The sequence below is a fragment of the Paraburkholderia strydomiana genome, from assembly GCF_031456815.1.
In the GTDB taxonomy this organism is placed as follows: domain Bacteria; phylum Pseudomonadota; class Gammaproteobacteria; order Burkholderiales; family Burkholderiaceae; genus Paraburkholderia; species Paraburkholderia caledonica.
The window spans coordinates 90,208-105,192 of sequence record NZ_JAVDVL010000013.1; the positions used below are offsets into that span (position 1 = coordinate 90,208).

A 14,985-nucleotide genomic window follows, 5' to 3' on the forward strand; every position below is an offset into this window, starting at 1 on the left:
GCCGCGCTGTTTGCGGCCCGGCCATTCAGGCAGGCACCGCCTCAGCAAAGCTCGCGATACAGCGCCAGGTAACGGTCTGCGGAAGCGCCCCAGCCGAAGTCCTGGCGCATCGCGCGCCGCTGCGCCGCTTTCCATTCGGTGCGCCGGCCATAGAGCGCGAACGCCCGGCGAATCGCGGCGGTGAGCCCGCGCGGCTGGAAGTGCTCGAAGACAAAACCGGTGGCGAGATCTTCGGCGAGATTTTCGAGCGATGCGTCCACCACGGTGTCCGCGAGACCGCCAACGCAATGCACGAGCGGCAGCGAACCGTAGGCGAGCGCGTAAAGCTGTGTCAGCCCGCAGGGCTCGAAACGCGATGGCACGGCGACCACGTCGCTGCCCGCGATGATCGTATGCGCGAGCTTTTCATCGAAGCCAAGCTCCACCGCGACCGAATCGGGATGCGTCTGCGCGACACGTTTCAGGCCGTTCTCGAGCGCCGGGTCGCCGGTGCCGAATACGACCAGTTGGCCGCCGCGTTTGACGATTTCCGGCACGGTTTCGAGCAGCAGGTCGAGGCCTTTTTGCTCGGTGAGGCGGCTCACCACGCCGAACAGCAGCGCGTCGGATTTCTGCGCGAGACCGAAGCGTTTTTGCAACGCCTCCTTGCATGCCAGTTTCCCGGCGAGCCGCGTGGAGGTGTAGCGATTCTCGAGGAGCGCGTCGCTCGCCGGGTTCCACACCGTATAGTCGACGCCGTTCAGAATGCCGGACAGGTCGTGCGAGCGGTTGCGTAAAAGAGCGTCGAGCCCGCCGCCTTGAGCCAGCGTCTGAATTTCGCGGGCGTACGTGGGGCTTACGGTCGTGATGCGGTCGCTGTAGTAAAGCCCCGCCTTCAGAAACGACAGCTGTCCATAGAATTCGACGCCATACATGCTGAAAAAATCGTCGGGCAGGCCGAGCTGGCCGAACTGATGCGCGGGGAAAACGCCTTGATACGCGAGGTTGTGCACCGTAAAGACGCTGCGCGCGAGCGCCCGGCCATGCTGCCTTTCGGCGGCTTTCAGATAGGCGGCGGCGAGTCCCGCATGCCAGTCGTGCGCGTGGATGATCTGCGGCGACCAGGCCGGATCGAGCTGTTGCGCGAGTTGCGCGGCGACCCAGCCGAGCAGTGCGAAACGCTGCGCGTTGTCGCCGTATGGCACGTGCTCGTCGTTCAGATAGGGGTTGCCGGGCCGGTCATACAGCGAGGCCGCACGGATCGTGTAGACGATCAGTCCGTTGGACGGCAGCGTGCCCTGTTCGAGTGTGACGCCCGGCGCACCGAAACGGGTGCCTAGCTGGGCGACCGGCCGCACGTCGTGCAAGCCGGCAACCACCGACGGGAAGCCGGGCAGCAGCACGCGGACATCGGCGCCGCGCTCGACCAGCGCGGACGGCAACGCGCCCGCGACGTCGGCGAGACCGCCTGTTTTCAGGAGGGGATACAGCTCGCTTGCGACGTGCAGGGCGCGAATCGTCATAGGCTAAATTGGATTCCTTGATTGATGGTCGGGGAATGCTCGTAATACTGGCCGCGCGCCGCGCCGGGTGAAGCTACGGCAATTGGCACGCAGCCGGTCGGACTCAACTCGCTTCCTGCCGCAGCGATTCGGGCGTGACGAGCACGACGCCGTCGTCGGTGCGATAAAAACGCTCGGCGTCAGCCACCGGATCTTCGCCGATCACCGTGCCGTCCGGGATCGCGCAGCCGCGGTCCACCACCACTTTCTGCAAGCGGCAACTCGCGCCGACCGTGACCTGCGGCAACAAGACTGCCTCATTGATGTTACAGAACGAACTCACTTTCACATTCGACGACAACACCGAGCGCGAAATCTGCGAACCCGAGATCACACAGCCGCCGCATGCGAGCAGATTGTTGCCGGAACCTTGCAGACCCTTCAGATCCCGCACGAACTTGGCGGGCGGCAGCTGTTCCTGATACGTCCAGATCGGCCAGCTGCGGTCATAGAGGTCGAGCGTCGGAATCGTGGACGCGAGATCGAGGTTGGCGGCCCAATAGGCGTCGATGGTGCCGACGTCGCGCCAGTACGGCTCCACGTTCGGGTCCGACGATACGCACGACATGCCGAACGGATGCGCGATCGCCGTGCCTTGCGTGACGACGCGCGGCAGGATGTCCTTGCCAAAGTCGTGATCCGTATCGACGGTCGAGATGTTTTCCTCCAGCAGCGAGTACAGGTAGTCCGCGTTGAACACGTAAATGCCCATGCTCGCCAATGCGGTGTCCGGGCGGCCAGGTATTGCGGGCGGGTCGGCGGGTTTTTCCACGAAGCCGACCACGCGACGGTTTTCGTCGACGGCCATGACGCCGAAGGCCACCGCGTCCATGCGCGGCACCTCGATGCAGCCGACCGTGCAATCCGCGCCGCTATCGGCGTGATCCGCGATCATGCGCGTGTAGTCCATCTTGTAGATGTGGTCGCCCGCCAGCACGACCACGTACTTGGGGCGGATGGAGCGGATGATGTCGAGGTTCTGGAACACGGCGTCGGCGGTGCCGCGATACCAGTGCGCGCCTTCCACGCGCTGCTGCGCGGGCCACAGGTCGATGAATTCGCCGAATTCGCCGCGCAGGAAGCTCCAGCCGCGCTGCAGGTGGCGCAATAGCGAGTGGGCCTTGTACTGTGTAACGACAGCGATACGCCGGATGCCCGAGTTCAGACAGTTCGACAGTGCGAAGTCGATGATCCTGTACTTACCGCCGAAGTGCACGGCGGGTTTGACGCGTTTGTTGGTGAGCGGTCCGAGCCGCGTGCCTCGTCCGCCGGCGAGGACGATGGCGAGGGTGGTGCGTTGAAGGTCGTTCAGCCGTGCCGGAGTATCCATGTCCGTCTCCTTTGTCGACCGGACTTGGCGCTTTAGCGCTTAGTCCGGTCCCATGCAGTTTTATCGCGGTCGACCGGACTTGGCGCTTTAGCGCTTGGTCCGGTCCCATGCAGTTTTATCGCGGTCGACCGGACTTGGCGCTTTAGCGGTTACTCGGGCCCATGCGCTTTCCCCACGATGGACCAAACTTCGCGCTTTAGCGTACTCCGGTCACATGCCCGTCCTCTTTACGGCGCGATGCAATCCGTTACTTGCTACTTGTTACCGTTCCCCGCTGATGCCGGTTGCCCGGTCTGCATATCCAGTCCCACTGCCGGGCCGCTGCACTGGCGAGCCCGTCCCGTAGTTCTAGCACCGATTCGCCTCGCGCGGGCGACGTTTGTCGTGCGCGAGGCGCCTCGCGCCCAACTGCGAACGATCGACCGTTGGGCGCCCGCGCTCCGTACGCCACGCCACATAGCCTGCGAGGTTCGCCGCGCAATATGCGTGCCACTTGGCGGCGCGCTGTGGCGCGGCTGGCGCTGCGTGCGCCGCTGCGCCGCTGCGCGGCTGACGGAGCCGTCGTAGAATCGTCGGCGGCCGGCGAGCAAGCCTGTGGGTGCTTGCAGCGGCCCGTGAACGTAAAACCAACCATGCAAAAATGTCGATGACCTTTCACCGCCTTTCCCTGCTTGCCGCATTGAGCGCCGCCACGTTCTGCGTTGCACCGGTCGCGGTACGCGCTGCTTCCGACGCATCCCCGAACAATGCGTCTACGGCCCCGTCCGTTATGTCGCAACCCGCACCGGCCAGCGTCGCCAGCGAGTCCGCTCAGCCGGTCGGCAAGGACGGCCCGGCCTACGGGCCCGAGTTGGAAGGCTTCGACTATCCCGCGCCGGTCCAGCAATATGCGTTCACTTCGCAAGGCGTTGCGTTGCACATGGCGTATATGGACGTTAAACCGGCGCACGCGAACGGCCGCACAGCAGTACTTCTGCACGGCAAGAACTTTTGCGCGGCGACGTGGGCCACGACGATTCATCGTCTGAGCGACGCCGGCTATCGCGTGATCGCGCCGGACCAGATCGGCTTTTGCAAGTCGAGCAAGCCCGAGCATTACCAGTACAGTTTTCAGCAACTGGCGCGCAACACGCATGCGTTGCTCGAATCGCTGGGCGTGAAGGACGCGACCATCATTGGTCATTCCACCGGCGGCATGCTTGCCGTGCGTTACGCGCTCATGTATCCGCAGGAGACGCAGCAACTGGTGCTTGCCAATCCGATCGGTCTCGAAGACTGGAAGGCGAAGGGTGTGCCGTCGCTGTCGGTGGACCAGTGGTACCAGCGCGAGTTGAAGACCACCGCCGACGGCATTCGCCGGTACGAACAGTCGACCTATTACGCAGGCCAGTGGCGCGCGGACTACGAGCCGTGGGTGCAGATGCTGGCGGGCATGTATCGGGGACCGGGTAAGCAGATCGTCGCGTGGAATTCGGCGTTGCTTTACGACATGATCTACACGCAGCCTGTTGTCTATGAATTCGGCCAGTTGCAGATGCCGACGCTGCTGCTGATCGGCCAGAAGGACACGACGGCCATCGGCAAGGACGCGGCGTCACCCGAGGTGCGTGCGAAGATCGGCCACTATCCCGAGTTGGGTAAAGCCGCGGCCAAAGCGATCCCTCATGCGACGCTGGTTGAATTCGCCGAGCTGGGCCATGCACCGCAGATGCAGGACCCACAGGCTTTTCATAAGGCGCTGCTCGACGGAATGGCGGCGCTAAAGGTGAACCGTTGAGCCGGTAAAGGTTGAAGCAGACCCGACGGGTCACAAGAAAAGTGCAATAAAGAAAAAGGGCGGTCGCGTATGCGCCGCCCTTTGTTCATCCAGTTGCGGTTTACTTTCCGCCGGCGAGTTCCTCATGAATTTCCGCGCCGATCTCGAACGACCGCAGTCGCGCCTTGTGATCGTAGATTTGCGCGGTGAGCATCAGCTCGTCGGCGCCGGTTTGATCGATGATCGACTTCAGCCCCTCGCGCACCGCATCGCGATCGCCGATCGCCGTGCATGCGAGCGAATGCGCAACCGAGTTCAATTCCATCTCCGAAGCCGCTAGCCGCTCCACCGGCGGCTGCAATTGCCCCGGCGTGCCGCGCCGCAAGTTGATGAACTGCTGCTGAAGCGACGTGAAAAGACGCTGCGCTTCGTCGTTGGTATCCGCTGCGAAGAGGTTCACGCCGACCATCGCGTAGGGCTTGTCGAGCGTCTCCGATGGCCGGAACTGCGAGCGATAAACCTGCAGCGCTGTCAGCAGGTAATCCGGTGCGAAGTGCGACGCGAACGCAAAAGGCAAGCCGAGCGCTGCGGCGAGCTGCGCGCTGAAGAGCGACGACCCCAGCAGCCACAACGGCACATGCAGACCCGCGCCGGGCACCGCGCGAATCCGTTGGCCTGAGACGGGGTCCGCGAAATAGCGCTGCAATTCGGCGACGTCGTCGGGGAAAGAGTCCGCGCTGTTCTGCAAATCGCGGCGCAGCGCGCGTGCCGTGGATTGGTCCGTGCCCGGCGCGCGGCCAAGGCCGAGATCGATCCGGCCGGGATACAACGACTCGAGCGTGCCGAACTGTTCCGCGATCACGAGCGGCGCGTGATTCGGCAGCATGACGCCGCCGGAGCCGACGCGAATCGTCTTCGTGCCGCCGGCCACATAACCGATCACGACCGAGGTCGCCGCACTCGCAATGCCGGTCATGTTGTGATGCTCCGCGAGCCAGAAGCGGCGGTAGTTCCACCGTTCCGCATGCTGCGCGAGATCAAGGGTGTTCTTGAAGGCATCTGCGGGCGTTGCGCCCGCGATGACCGGCGAGAGGTCGAGGACCGAAAAAGGGATCATTGTCTGTTCGCTTGCTGTTTCTGGCGCTTTCACGCGATGGGACATTCTCCCAAAGCTTTCGGCTTTCTGCTGATGGCGGCGCGATGCCCACGTTCGCGAAAGGGTTTGTCTGCGCAATGCGGACCGAGGCGACGGCGCCGCCGTTACATGCAAAGTCGATATAGATATGGACGATCGATATTTAACAAGCGCATGACGCGCTGCTACCTTGAACGCCTCCAGAGAGCACGGCATTTTGCGTGCGATGCCGCTGCCCCGCCGGGCAGCAACCATTCACGGAGGCACTCGCGTGTCCATCGAATTCATCGGCATGATCCAGACCCGGAAAGTATCGGAAACGCATGCGCCGCAAGGGCCCGCTGTCGACGTCGGCTATGTCGCGCAGTTCGCCCGCGCGCATGAGGCGGCGGGCTTCGACCGCATTCTCGTGCCGCACCATTCCACGAGCCCCGATGCGCTGCTTACCGTCGCGCATGCCGCCAGTGTGACGAGCAGGGTGCACTTCATGCTCGCCCATCGCCCGGGCTTTGTCGCGCCGACTCTCGCCGCGCGCCAACTGGCGACGCTCGACCAGTATTCGGGCGGCCGGCTCGCCGTGCATATCATTTCGGGCGGCGACGACGCGGAACAGCGCCGCGACGGCGACTTCCTCTCGCACGATGAACGCTATGCGCGCACCGACGAGTATCTGAACATCGTGCGTCGCATCTGGACCGACGCGAAGCCATTCGATCACCACGGGCAGTACTATCGTTTCGAACAGGGCTTTTCCGAAGTGAAGCCGGTGCAGCAGCCGCACATTCCGGTGTATTTCGGCGGCGCGTCGGCGCCTGCGCTCGAAATTGCCGGACGTCATGCGGATGTCTACGCACTGTGGGGCGAATCGAAGGCGCAAGTGCGCGAGCAGGTGACGCGCGTGCGCGCCGAAGCCGCGAAGCACGGTCGCACAGTGCGCTTCTCGGTGTCGTTCCGGCCGATTCTCGCCGCGACAGAAGCTGCCGCGTGGGAGCGCGCCGATCACATCCTCGCTGAAACGAGACGGCTGCGCGCGGCGCAAGGACTCGGGGTAGGCGGGCCCGCGCAAAGCGAAGGCGCGCGGCGTTTGCTGGCGGCATCCGGCGATTCGGATCGTGCCGACGAACGCCTGTGGACCGGCATCGCGAAGGAAATTGGCGGACGGTCGAATTCGACCGCGCTGGTCGGCACGCCGCAACAGGTCGCCGACACGCTCACCGAGTACTACGCGCTGGGCGTCTCCACCTTTCTCGTGCGTGGCTTCGATCCGCTCGAAGACGCGATCGACTATGGCCGCGAGCTGATTCCCGCGACGCGCGAACGCATTGCGCGCTCGCGTAGCGCCGAGGGAGCCCAGGGCGCCGCGACGACCGAGACTTTGGCCGCATGACCGGAGTTGCGATGACCGATCTTTCTCACGCACGTCCGGCCGCCGAACGCTCGGCGTTCGACGGCGAATCATCGACATTCAGGCGCCACGCGCCGCTGCGCAAATTCTGGTTCGACGACGTGCCGCCGCGCGAAGGCGTCGCCGAAGAGCGGCGTTACCGTCAGGAGCGGCTCGCGGTCGCGTTTCGGCTCTTCGCACGCTACGGCTTCGATCAGGGACTCGCCGGTCACATCACCGCACGCGATCCGGAATGGCCCGATCACTTCTGGGTCAATCCGTTCGGCAAGCACTTTGGTCGCATCCGCGTATCCGATCTGTTGCTCGTCAATTCGCAAGGCGAGATCGTGGTCGGCGAGGGGCCCGTGAATCAGGCCGCTTTTGCGATTCATGCGGCGATTCACGAGGCACGCCCCGAGGTGGTCGCGGCCGCGCATACGCATTCGTTGTACGGCAAGGCGTGGTCCACGCTCGGCCGCAAGCTCGATCCGCTGACGCAGGATTCCTGCGCGTTCTACCAGGACCACGCATTGTTCGACGATTTCCACGGCGTCGTGCTCGATACCGAAGAGGGCGCGCGCATCGCTGCGGCGCTCGGAGGCAACAAAGCGGTGATTCTGAAGAATCACGGCATCCTGACGGCGGGTCCGAGCGTCGAAGCGGCGGCCTGGTGGTATATCGCGCTCGACAACGCCTGCCACGCGCAATTGCTCGCCGAAGCGGCCGGCGCGCCGCAAGCCATTCCTCACGAGATGGCGGCGCTTACGCACGAGCAGGTCGGCCGTGCGAACGGCGCTTTGTTCGCCTTTCAGAGCCTGTTCGAAGGCCTCGTGGAAGCGGAGCCCGACGTGCTGACCTGAGCGCTTTTGCCGGAATCTCGCGGGAATCTCGCGGTTGATCGCAGCGCTGCTGCGGCGCCGCCGCGATGTCGCGGCTAAATGGCACAACGGCGGGCGAAGGTACGCAACGCCGGGCGACGGGCGGGCAACCATAGTCGAGCAGCGTGCCGAACTCGCACCGCTTTGGACCCGATTCTTCAACGCGGCGCTCGCTGCAGGTGCGCGAAGCGACCAGTGCCGCCCGCGCGCCGAACTTCCACATTATTCTGTCAAGCTATCCATGACCCAGACCCTGAGGCATGACCGGCTGCGCGCGTTCGTCGGCCGGATTGCGTCGCTCGTCGACGACGAAACGCCCGAAGCCGCGCTGCTCGAAGCGGGCGCTGTTGCGCTACGCGAACTGATTGCGCACGACGACTGGCTGCCCGATGCTTTCGCGCGGCCCGACCCCGAGCGCTACCAGCAGTTTCTATTGCATGCGGACTCGCGGCAGCGTTTTTCGATCGTCAGTTTTGTCTGGGGGCCGGGGCAATCGACGCCCGTGCACGATCATACGGTTTGGGGGTTGATCGGCGTGCTGCGTGGCGCGGAAATTGCGCAGCATTACCGTGCCGCGCCGCATGGCGATCTGGTCGAAGAGGGCGCACCGCAGCGCCTTGATACCGGTGCCGTGGCTGCGGTGTCGCCGCGCATCGGCGATATTCATCGCGTGCGCAATGCTTTTGGTGACCGTACGTCGATCAGCATTCACGTGTACGGTGGAAATATCGGAGCGGTAAGCCGCTCCGTTTATCCGTGCGGCGGTGGCCGCAAAAATTTTGTGTCCGGCTACTCGAACGACGTGTTGCCGAACATCTGGAATGTGTCAAAGGAGTCTCCGATCTCATGACATTCGAAAAAGATTTACGTACCCGATCTTATTCAGACGTGCGCCGCGCACTGCTCGAACGCGAGGAAATCGCGCTCGTCGATGTGCGCGAGGAAGATCCGCACGCGCGCAGTCATCCGTTGTTCGCCGCGAACCTGCCGCTGTCGCGGCTCGAACTCGATGCACCGGTGCGCCTGCCGCGCCGCGACGTGCCCATTGTCGTGCTCGACGACGGCGAAGGGCTCGCCACTCGTGCGGCGGAGCGCCTGGCAAGCCTCGGCTACACCAGGGTCGCGCTGCTCGAAGGCGGTTTGCAAGGCTGGCGCAAGGCCGGCGGTGAGCTGTTCCAGGACGTCAACGTGCCGAGCAAAGCGTTCGGCGAACTGGTGGAAAGCGTGCGCCACACGCCGTCGCTGCCGGCGCAGCAAGTGCAGGCGCTGCTCGATCGCGAAGAAAACGTGGTCGTTCTCGACGCACGCCGTTTCGACGAATATCAGACGATGAATATTCCCGGCAGTATCAGCGTGCCGGGTGCCGAACTGGTGCTGCGCGCGCGTGAACTGGCGCCGGACCCCACGACGCGGATCATCGTCAATTGTGCGGGGCGTACGCGCAGCATCATCGGCGCGCAGTCGCTCATCAACGCGGGCGTGCCGAACCCGGTCGCCGCGCTGCGCAACGGCACCATCGGCTGGACTCTGGCGGGGCAGCCGCTCGCGCACGGCAGTTCGCGCCGGCCGCATCCGGTCGTCGACGATACGCTGCGCCTCGTCGCGGCCGACGGCGCGCGGGCGGTCGCCGATCGCGCGAAAGTGGGGCGCACGTCGCGCGACGAAGCGCGCCGCTGGGCCGACGAAGCGGTACGCACCGTGTACCGCTTCGATGTGCGCACGCAAGAGGAATATGAAGCGGGCCATGTGCCGGGCTTTCGCCACGCGCCCGGCGGCCAGCTCGTGCAGGAAACCGAGATGTTCGCGCCGGTGCGCGGTGCGCGCGTGATCTTGGCGGACAGCGACGGCGTGCGTGCGAACATGACCGCGTCATGGCTCGCGCAGATGAACATCGAGGTGTACGTGGTGGACGGTCTGACCGCCGCCGACTTCGCCGAAAAGGGTCAGGCGCCTGCCTCGCGCCTCGCGCCCCAGCCACCCGCCGCCGACGAAATCGCGCCGGCGGAACTCGCCGCGCTCCTGCAGTCGCCCGGCACTGTCGTACTCGATGTCACGAGCAGCGCGAACTATGTAAAGCGTCATATTCCAGGCGCGTGGTTCGCCATTCGCAGTGACCTGGAGAGGGCGGTGCACAAGCTGCCGGACGCTCAGCGTTATGTGCTCACATGCGGCAGCAGTCTGCTCGCGCGCTTCGCGGCGCCCGAGTTGGCGGCGTTGACCGGCAAGCCGGTACAGGTGCTGACGGGCGGCACGGCGGCGTGGATCGAAGCGGGTCTGCCCGTGGAGAGCGGCGAGACGCGGCTGGCGTCGCCGCGCATCGATCGATATCGGCGTCCATATGAAGGCACCGACAACGCGCGAGAAGCAATGAACGCCTATCTCGAGTGGGAGTATGGGCTCGTCGCGCAACTGGCTCGCGACGGCACACATGGATTTCATGTGATCTGACGTTGGCGTTCAAGCCCGCGCTGCGGTTGCCGTAGCGCGGGCTAAACCACCAACTAGCGACGAACCAGCGGCCACAGTGAGAACCTGGACGCGCCGCGCGCCGCAAGACGCGCGTTGCGTGCGCGCACTCCTTGAAGTGCCGTTCGATCGCTGCGCCGAACCTCTCGACCGACTGCTGCGATTCATCAAGCAGACGCGGGTGTCTTCATGACGATCCGCGAGGTGCTTCGTGCGTCTGACAACGCGCGCGAGCCCATTTTTTCAGACCCCGCGCGCAATTAAAATTCGCATATTTGCATAGCAGAATAAGGCGTTTGTCTTATATGAGCCGCTCGCTTATCGTCGCTGGAATCTCATTCGCAGGCCTTCCACATGACGCTACCCGGTTCTCTTTTCGCGACGTTCTCCGCGCTGCAACGCGCGCTTGTCAAAGCGCTCACAGCCGCTGTGCTGGCGATTCCCGCTTTGCTATTTGCAAGCGCATCAAATGCCGCCGATCTGCCCGTGCTCAAGGTCGGCGATCAATCGCTGCAAACGCGCGGCATTCTTGAGGCCTCGGGCCAGTTGAAAGACCTGCCGTACAAGATCGAATGGTTCAACTTTCCGGCAGCGCAACCGCTTGGCGAAGCGTTGAATGCCGGTGCCGTGGATGTCGGCGGACTCGGAGACGCGCCGCTCGTGTTCGCGCTCGCTGCCGGCGCGCGCGTGCGGGCCGTCGCCGCGACGCGGTCCAATCCGCTCGATCTCGCGATCGTGGTCGGTCCGCAATCGCCGCTCACCGAGGTCGCAAACCTCAAGGGAAAGCGCGTTGCCACGACGCGCGGCTCTATCGGTCATTACCTCGCGCTCGCCGCACTGAAGAAGGCGAATGTGCCCGCGAGCGACGTCACGTTTGTGTTCCTCGCACCGGCCGACGCCAAGGCCGCGCTTGCTTCGGGCAGCGTCGATGCGTGGTCGGTCTGGGACCCATACACCGCGCTTGGCGAGTCGCGCGATCACGACCGCATCATCGCGAACGGCGTGGGTCTGTCCGAAGGGCTCAGCTATCAGGTCGCGACCGAGACCGCGATTGCGGCCAAGCGGGCACAGTTAGCCGACTTTCTGCGGCGCGTGGCGACGGGGCAGCGTTGGGCGCTCACGCATCCCGATGAAGTCGCGGCGATGCAGTCGCGCGTCACCGGCTTGCCGACCGACGTGTTGAAGACGGTCTATCAGCGCGGCCAGGTGCATCCGGTCGCCATCGACGATAGCGTCGTGGCCGCGCAGCAGCGCACGGCCGACACCTACGAAGCAGCCAGCGTGATTCGCGCGCATCTGGATGTGCGTGCGAGTTTCGATCGCAGTTTTCCACTGCCCTGAGCGCCCTGGTGCAACGAAATCCTCTGCAAATTCGGTGTAAACGCGCTCTCGTCTAAACCGTCCGATCCCGTTAGATTAACGTCACCTGAAGGCTTATCGAGGGACCAGGACGGCCATACAAGCAGCGGTTCGCCACTTCCGGCGATGGCGCAAGGTGAGCGGCCAAGGTCGTTCATCGCCGCGCTGGAACCGGACCGCTGCGCGTCGTCCACGCACTGATCCCGGTCTTTCGCAACTTCTGAAGTCCCTTTTTTCTCCGCGTCACCTCCCGTATCGGTCGCGAGCACCTCATTGCCGCCACGAGACATGCCGACGCTTTCCACGGCGTCGCCTGTTTGCTTTCTGTTGCGTCTGTTGCTGTTTGCAATAAACCTCGCTCAGACAGCCTGATCCTCCAGAAAACGCCTGACGTCCCACGTTTTTCGCATGCGAGCACCGGCATCGCCCGGTTTCGGCGCGCCGGCGCGCGCTCGCGGTTTTTGCCGCACGCGGTTATCCTGTAGCGCGTTCCAAAGTATTCCCTTTGGTGAATCACTACACGAGCGGTGCGCACAGTCGCGCTCGCATCGATACAGGAATTTCGCTGTGAGCCTGAAATTGCCTATTGCCGCCATGCTGGCCGCGTGCATCGCGCTCACTGCGTGCGACGACCAACAGAGCGAGCGCGCCGTGCAAAAAATCAAGGAACTGTTCAACGCGGTGAAGCCCGACGCGCTGCTGCTGAGGAACATGACGCCGGGCGTCACGACCGAAGCGCAGATCCGTGAGCAGATGGGTAAGCCCGAAACCGAGCGCACCTATACGGACGGCTCGAAACGCTTCGAGTATCCACGTGGTCCGCAAGGTTTGAATACGTACATGGTCGACATCGACCGTGACGGTAAGCTTCAGGCAATCACGCAGGTACTGACCGCTGCGAACTTCGGCAAGATCCGCATCGGCATGAGTGAGGACGAAGTGCGACGCCTGCTCGGCAAACCGGGCGAAATCGCGGTGTTCCCCCTCAAGCCGGAGACGGTGTGGAGCTGGAAGTGGCGCGAGGGCGGTGTGACGGAAGAAGGCATTTTCAACGTGCACTTCGACCAGAACAGGAAGGCGTACACGACATCGCGCTCGGACGTGATGCGCGGGCGCTAGAAGCAACGACAAGACAGACGAATGGAAGGCGGGGAATCATGATACGTCGACGTCGATACAGCCGTATCGGGCTGGTGTTGGGGGGCGGCGCGGCTCGTGGCTGGGCGCATATCGGTGCGATTCGCGCGTTGCACGACGCGGGCATCAAGCCCGACGTGGTGTGCGGCACGTCGATCGGCGCGCTGGTCGGCGCCGTTTATGCGAACGGGGACCTCGACTGGCTAGAGGAGTGGGTGTCGCGCCTCACGTGGCAGACGGTCGTGCGACTGCTCGACTTGCGCCTCTCAGGCGGCCTGCTCGGCGGGCGCAAGGTCATCCAGCTTTTCGCCGACAAGTTTGACGGCCGCTCGATCGCGCAGCTGAACATGCCGTTCGCGGCGGTCGCCACCGAACTCGATTCGGGCCGCGAGAGCTGGCTGCAGGACGGCAGTGTGGTCGACGCGGTGCGCGCGTCGATTGCGATTCCCGGCATCTTCACGCCCGTTTGGCACAACGGCGTATGGCTTGTGGACGGCGGGCTCAGCAATCCGGTGCCGGTGTCGGTCGCGCGCGGCATGCGGGCGGACTGTGTGATCGCCGTCGATCTGAACAACGACATTCTCAACGGCCGCGATTTCGGCGGCGCGGTGGTGGACACCCCGGCAATCGATCCCACCGCACCGCCGCCCGTGTCGCTTCGCCGTAACGGCAAGCCCTGGCCGCGCTGGCTCGCGCCCGCCGAAGAGCGCGTCACCGACGACGTTCGCGTGCCGCCCGCACCGAGCGCACGTGTCCCTTCCATGCTGAGTTCGATCGCGCAAAGCATCGACATCATGCAGGTTCGGATTACCCGAAGCCGTCTCGCCGGCGAGCCTGCGGACATTCTGATCCAGCCGCGTCTCGGCGGCATGGGCATTTTCGACTTTCACCGCGCGGCGCCGGCCATCGAGGAAGGGCGCGCGGCAGTCGAATATATGCTGCCGGCGATTCGCGCCCGGCTCGGCATCGAATAGAGGCGGCTCGCGGTACGCCTTCGCGCTACGTTAAGTGCGACCTTGCGCCCCGCGCGAACCCCGCGCCCGTCTATCGAAAAAGCGACCTCAAACTTGCGAAATCGCAGCGGCCACGGTTGCCCGCGTGGCGGCCCGTATCGCCCGACGCGCCCCCGTACCAAGCGCCGTCAGCCGTACCAAGTTGTCATTGCCGGTTTGCTGCGTCGCAGCAAATGTCGCGCGGGCCTTTGAGAATTTAATTTTCGCTTGCGAGACTCCGCGCCATGCAGGATGAGTCGGGGCGTTAGCCGACGACATCCCTAGGGATTCAACGAACCTGGATGGAGACACGCGTGGTGCTATACGGCTTTGGTCCGGTATTACTGGCCGGCACGATCCAGACAGTCGAACTGTCGGTCCTCTCGCTCGCGGCCGCCGTGGTGCTCGGCCTCGCGGGCGCCGCGGCGAAACTTTCGTTCAACCGGCCGTTGCGCGCGCTCGCCACCGGCTACACGACATTGATCCGTTCGGTGCCGGACCTCGTGCTGATGTTGCTGCTGTTCTATAGCATCCAGATCGCGGTCAACAATCTGACCGACGCGCTCAATCTGCCGCAGTTCGACATCGACCCGTTCGTCGCGGGCGTGCTGACGCTCGGTTTCATTTACGGCGCGTACTTCACCGAGACCTTTCGCGGCGCCTTTCTCGCGGTGCCGCGCGGGCAGCTGGAAGCGGGCAGCGCTTATGGCATGAGCGGCGTCCGCGTGTTCGCACGCATCCTGTTTCCGCAGATGATGCGTTTCGCGCTGCCGGGCATCGGCAACAACTGGCAGGTGCTCGTGAAAGCGACGGCGCTGGTGTCGATCATCGGTCTCGCCGATGTCGTGAAGGCTGCGCAGGACGCGGGCAAAAGCACGTTCAACATGTTCTTCTTCATTCTGATCGCCGCGCTGATCTATCTGGCGCTGACGACTGTCTCGAACCTCGCGCTGATCTGGCTGGAACGCCGCTATTCGATCGGCGTGCGGCACGCGGAGCTTTAAGAC

Annotated in this window: 12 protein-coding genes; 9 read left to right on the top strand and 3 right to left on the bottom strand. The window is 64.1% G+C overall.

Annotated features, from left to right (window positions below):
- Nucleotides 1-41: 41 nt before the first annotated feature.
- The gene (glgA, locus tag J2W46_RS27865) at nucleotides 42-1,502 is read right to left on the bottom strand and encodes a glycogen synthase GlgA (protein WP_310358048.1); all 1,461 of its coding nucleotides are present in this window, start codon (nucleotides 1,500-1,502) and stop codon (nucleotides 42-44) included.
- A 103-nt stretch (nucleotides 1,503-1,605) separates the two neighbouring features.
- Entirely contained in the window at nucleotides 1,606-2,871 is a 1,266-nt protein-coding gene (glgC, locus tag J2W46_RS27870; protein ID WP_027777340.1) for a glucose-1-phosphate adenylyltransferase, read from the bottom strand.
- A gap of 640 nt (nucleotides 2,872-3,511) precedes the next feature.
- Between glgC and J2W46_RS27875 the strand changes: the two genes are divergently transcribed.
- Nucleotides 3,512-4,648 carry an alpha/beta fold hydrolase gene (locus J2W46_RS27875; protein ID WP_310358051.1) on the top strand — a complete coding sequence of 379 codons (1,137 nt, stop codon included), beginning with the start codon at nucleotides 3,512-3,514 and terminating at the stop codon, nucleotides 4,646-4,648.
- 100 nt (nucleotides 4,649-4,748) lie between these two features.
- Here the strand turns inward: J2W46_RS27875 and J2W46_RS27880 are convergent, their stop codons facing one another.
- Nucleotides 4,749-5,744: an LLM class flavin-dependent oxidoreductase gene (locus tag J2W46_RS27880; protein WP_027805161.1), complete on the bottom strand. Its 996-nt coding sequence runs from the start codon at nucleotides 5,742-5,744 to the stop codon at nucleotides 4,749-4,751.
- A 289-nt stretch (nucleotides 5,745-6,033) separates the two neighbouring features.
- Between J2W46_RS27880 and J2W46_RS27885 the strand changes: the two genes are divergently transcribed.
- From J2W46_RS27885 to J2W46_RS27920, 8 genes are all read left to right on the top strand, one after another.
- A complete protein-coding gene (locus J2W46_RS27885) occupies nucleotides 6,034-7,149 on the top strand; it encodes an LLM class flavin-dependent oxidoreductase (RefSeq protein ID WP_310358058.1) in 1,116 nt (371 codons plus the stop codon).
- An 11-nt stretch (nucleotides 7,150-7,160) separates the two neighbouring features.
- Nucleotides 7,161-8,006, top strand: a complete 846-nt coding sequence (locus J2W46_RS27890; RefSeq protein ID WP_310358061.1) for a class II aldolase/adducin family protein — start codon at nucleotides 7,161-7,163, stop codon at nucleotides 8,004-8,006.
- A gap of 259 nt (nucleotides 8,007-8,265) precedes the next feature.
- Nucleotides 8,266-8,874, top strand: coding sequence for a cysteine dioxygenase family protein (locus J2W46_RS27895; protein WP_087750353.1), 609 nt, complete (start codon nucleotides 8,266-8,268; stop codon nucleotides 8,872-8,874).
- Nucleotides 8,871-10,472 carry a rhodanese-related sulfurtransferase gene (locus J2W46_RS27900; RefSeq protein ID WP_310358066.1) on the top strand — a complete coding sequence of 534 codons (1,602 nt, stop codon included), beginning with the start codon at nucleotides 8,871-8,873 and terminating at the stop codon, nucleotides 10,470-10,472. Before J2W46_RS27895 ends, J2W46_RS27900 begins: the two co-directional genes overlap by 4 nt.
- 372 nt (nucleotides 10,473-10,844) lie before the next feature.
- On the top strand, nucleotides 10,845-11,831 hold the full coding sequence (locus J2W46_RS27905) for an ABC transporter substrate-binding protein (RefSeq protein ID WP_204521056.1): 987 nt from the start codon (nucleotides 10,845-10,847) through the stop codon (nucleotides 11,829-11,831).
- Between the two features lie 585 nt (nucleotides 11,832-12,416).
- On the top strand, nucleotides 12,417-12,968 hold the full coding sequence (locus J2W46_RS27910) for a hypothetical protein (protein WP_310358071.1): 552 nt from the start codon (nucleotides 12,417-12,419) through the stop codon (nucleotides 12,966-12,968).
- Between the two features lie 38 nt (nucleotides 12,969-13,006).
- On the top strand, nucleotides 13,007-13,960 hold the full coding sequence (locus J2W46_RS27915; protein ID WP_027777331.1) for a patatin-like phospholipase family protein: 954 nt from the start codon (nucleotides 13,007-13,009) through the stop codon (nucleotides 13,958-13,960).
- Between the two features lie 332 nt (nucleotides 13,961-14,292).
- The gene (locus J2W46_RS27920; protein ID WP_027805164.1) at nucleotides 14,293-14,982 is read left to right on the top strand and encodes an ABC transporter permease; all 690 of its coding nucleotides are present in this window, start codon (nucleotides 14,293-14,295) and stop codon (nucleotides 14,980-14,982) included.
- Nucleotides 14,983-14,985 lie beyond the last annotated feature (3 nt).

What these genes read in the sequence shown, in the direction of transcription:
- J2W46_RS27895 (WP_087750353.1), top strand. Translation starts at nt 8,266, where the DNA reads ATGACCCAGACCCTGAGGCATGACCGGCTGCGCGCGTTCGTCGGCCGG.
- J2W46_RS27880 (WP_027805161.1), bottom strand. Translation starts at nt 5,744, where the DNA reads ATGATCCCTTTTTCGGTCCTCGACCTCTCGCCGGTCATCGCGGGCGCA.
- J2W46_RS27915 (WP_027777331.1), top strand. Translation starts at nt 13,007, where the DNA reads ATGATACGTCGACGTCGATACAGCCGTATCGGGCTGGTGTTGGGGGGC.
- J2W46_RS27875 (WP_310358051.1), top strand. Translation starts at nt 3,512, where the DNA reads ATGTCGATGACCTTTCACCGCCTTTCCCTGCTTGCCGCATTGAGCGCC.
- glgA (WP_310358048.1), bottom strand. Translation starts at nt 1,502, where the DNA reads ATGACGATTCGCGCCCTGCACGTCGCAAGCGAGCTGTATCCCCTCCTG.
- J2W46_RS27890 (WP_310358061.1), top strand. Translation starts at nt 7,161, where the DNA reads ATGACCGATCTTTCTCACGCACGTCCGGCCGCCGAACGCTCGGCGTTC.
- J2W46_RS27905 (WP_204521056.1), top strand. Translation starts at nt 10,845, where the DNA reads ATGACGCTACCCGGTTCTCTTTTCGCGACGTTCTCCGCGCTGCAACGC.
- glgC (WP_027777340.1), bottom strand. Translation starts at nt 2,871, where the DNA reads ATGGATACTCCGGCACGGCTGAACGACCTTCAACGCACCACCCTCGCC.
- J2W46_RS27900 (WP_310358066.1), top strand. Translation starts at nt 8,871, where the DNA reads ATGACATTCGAAAAAGATTTACGTACCCGATCTTATTCAGACGTGCGC.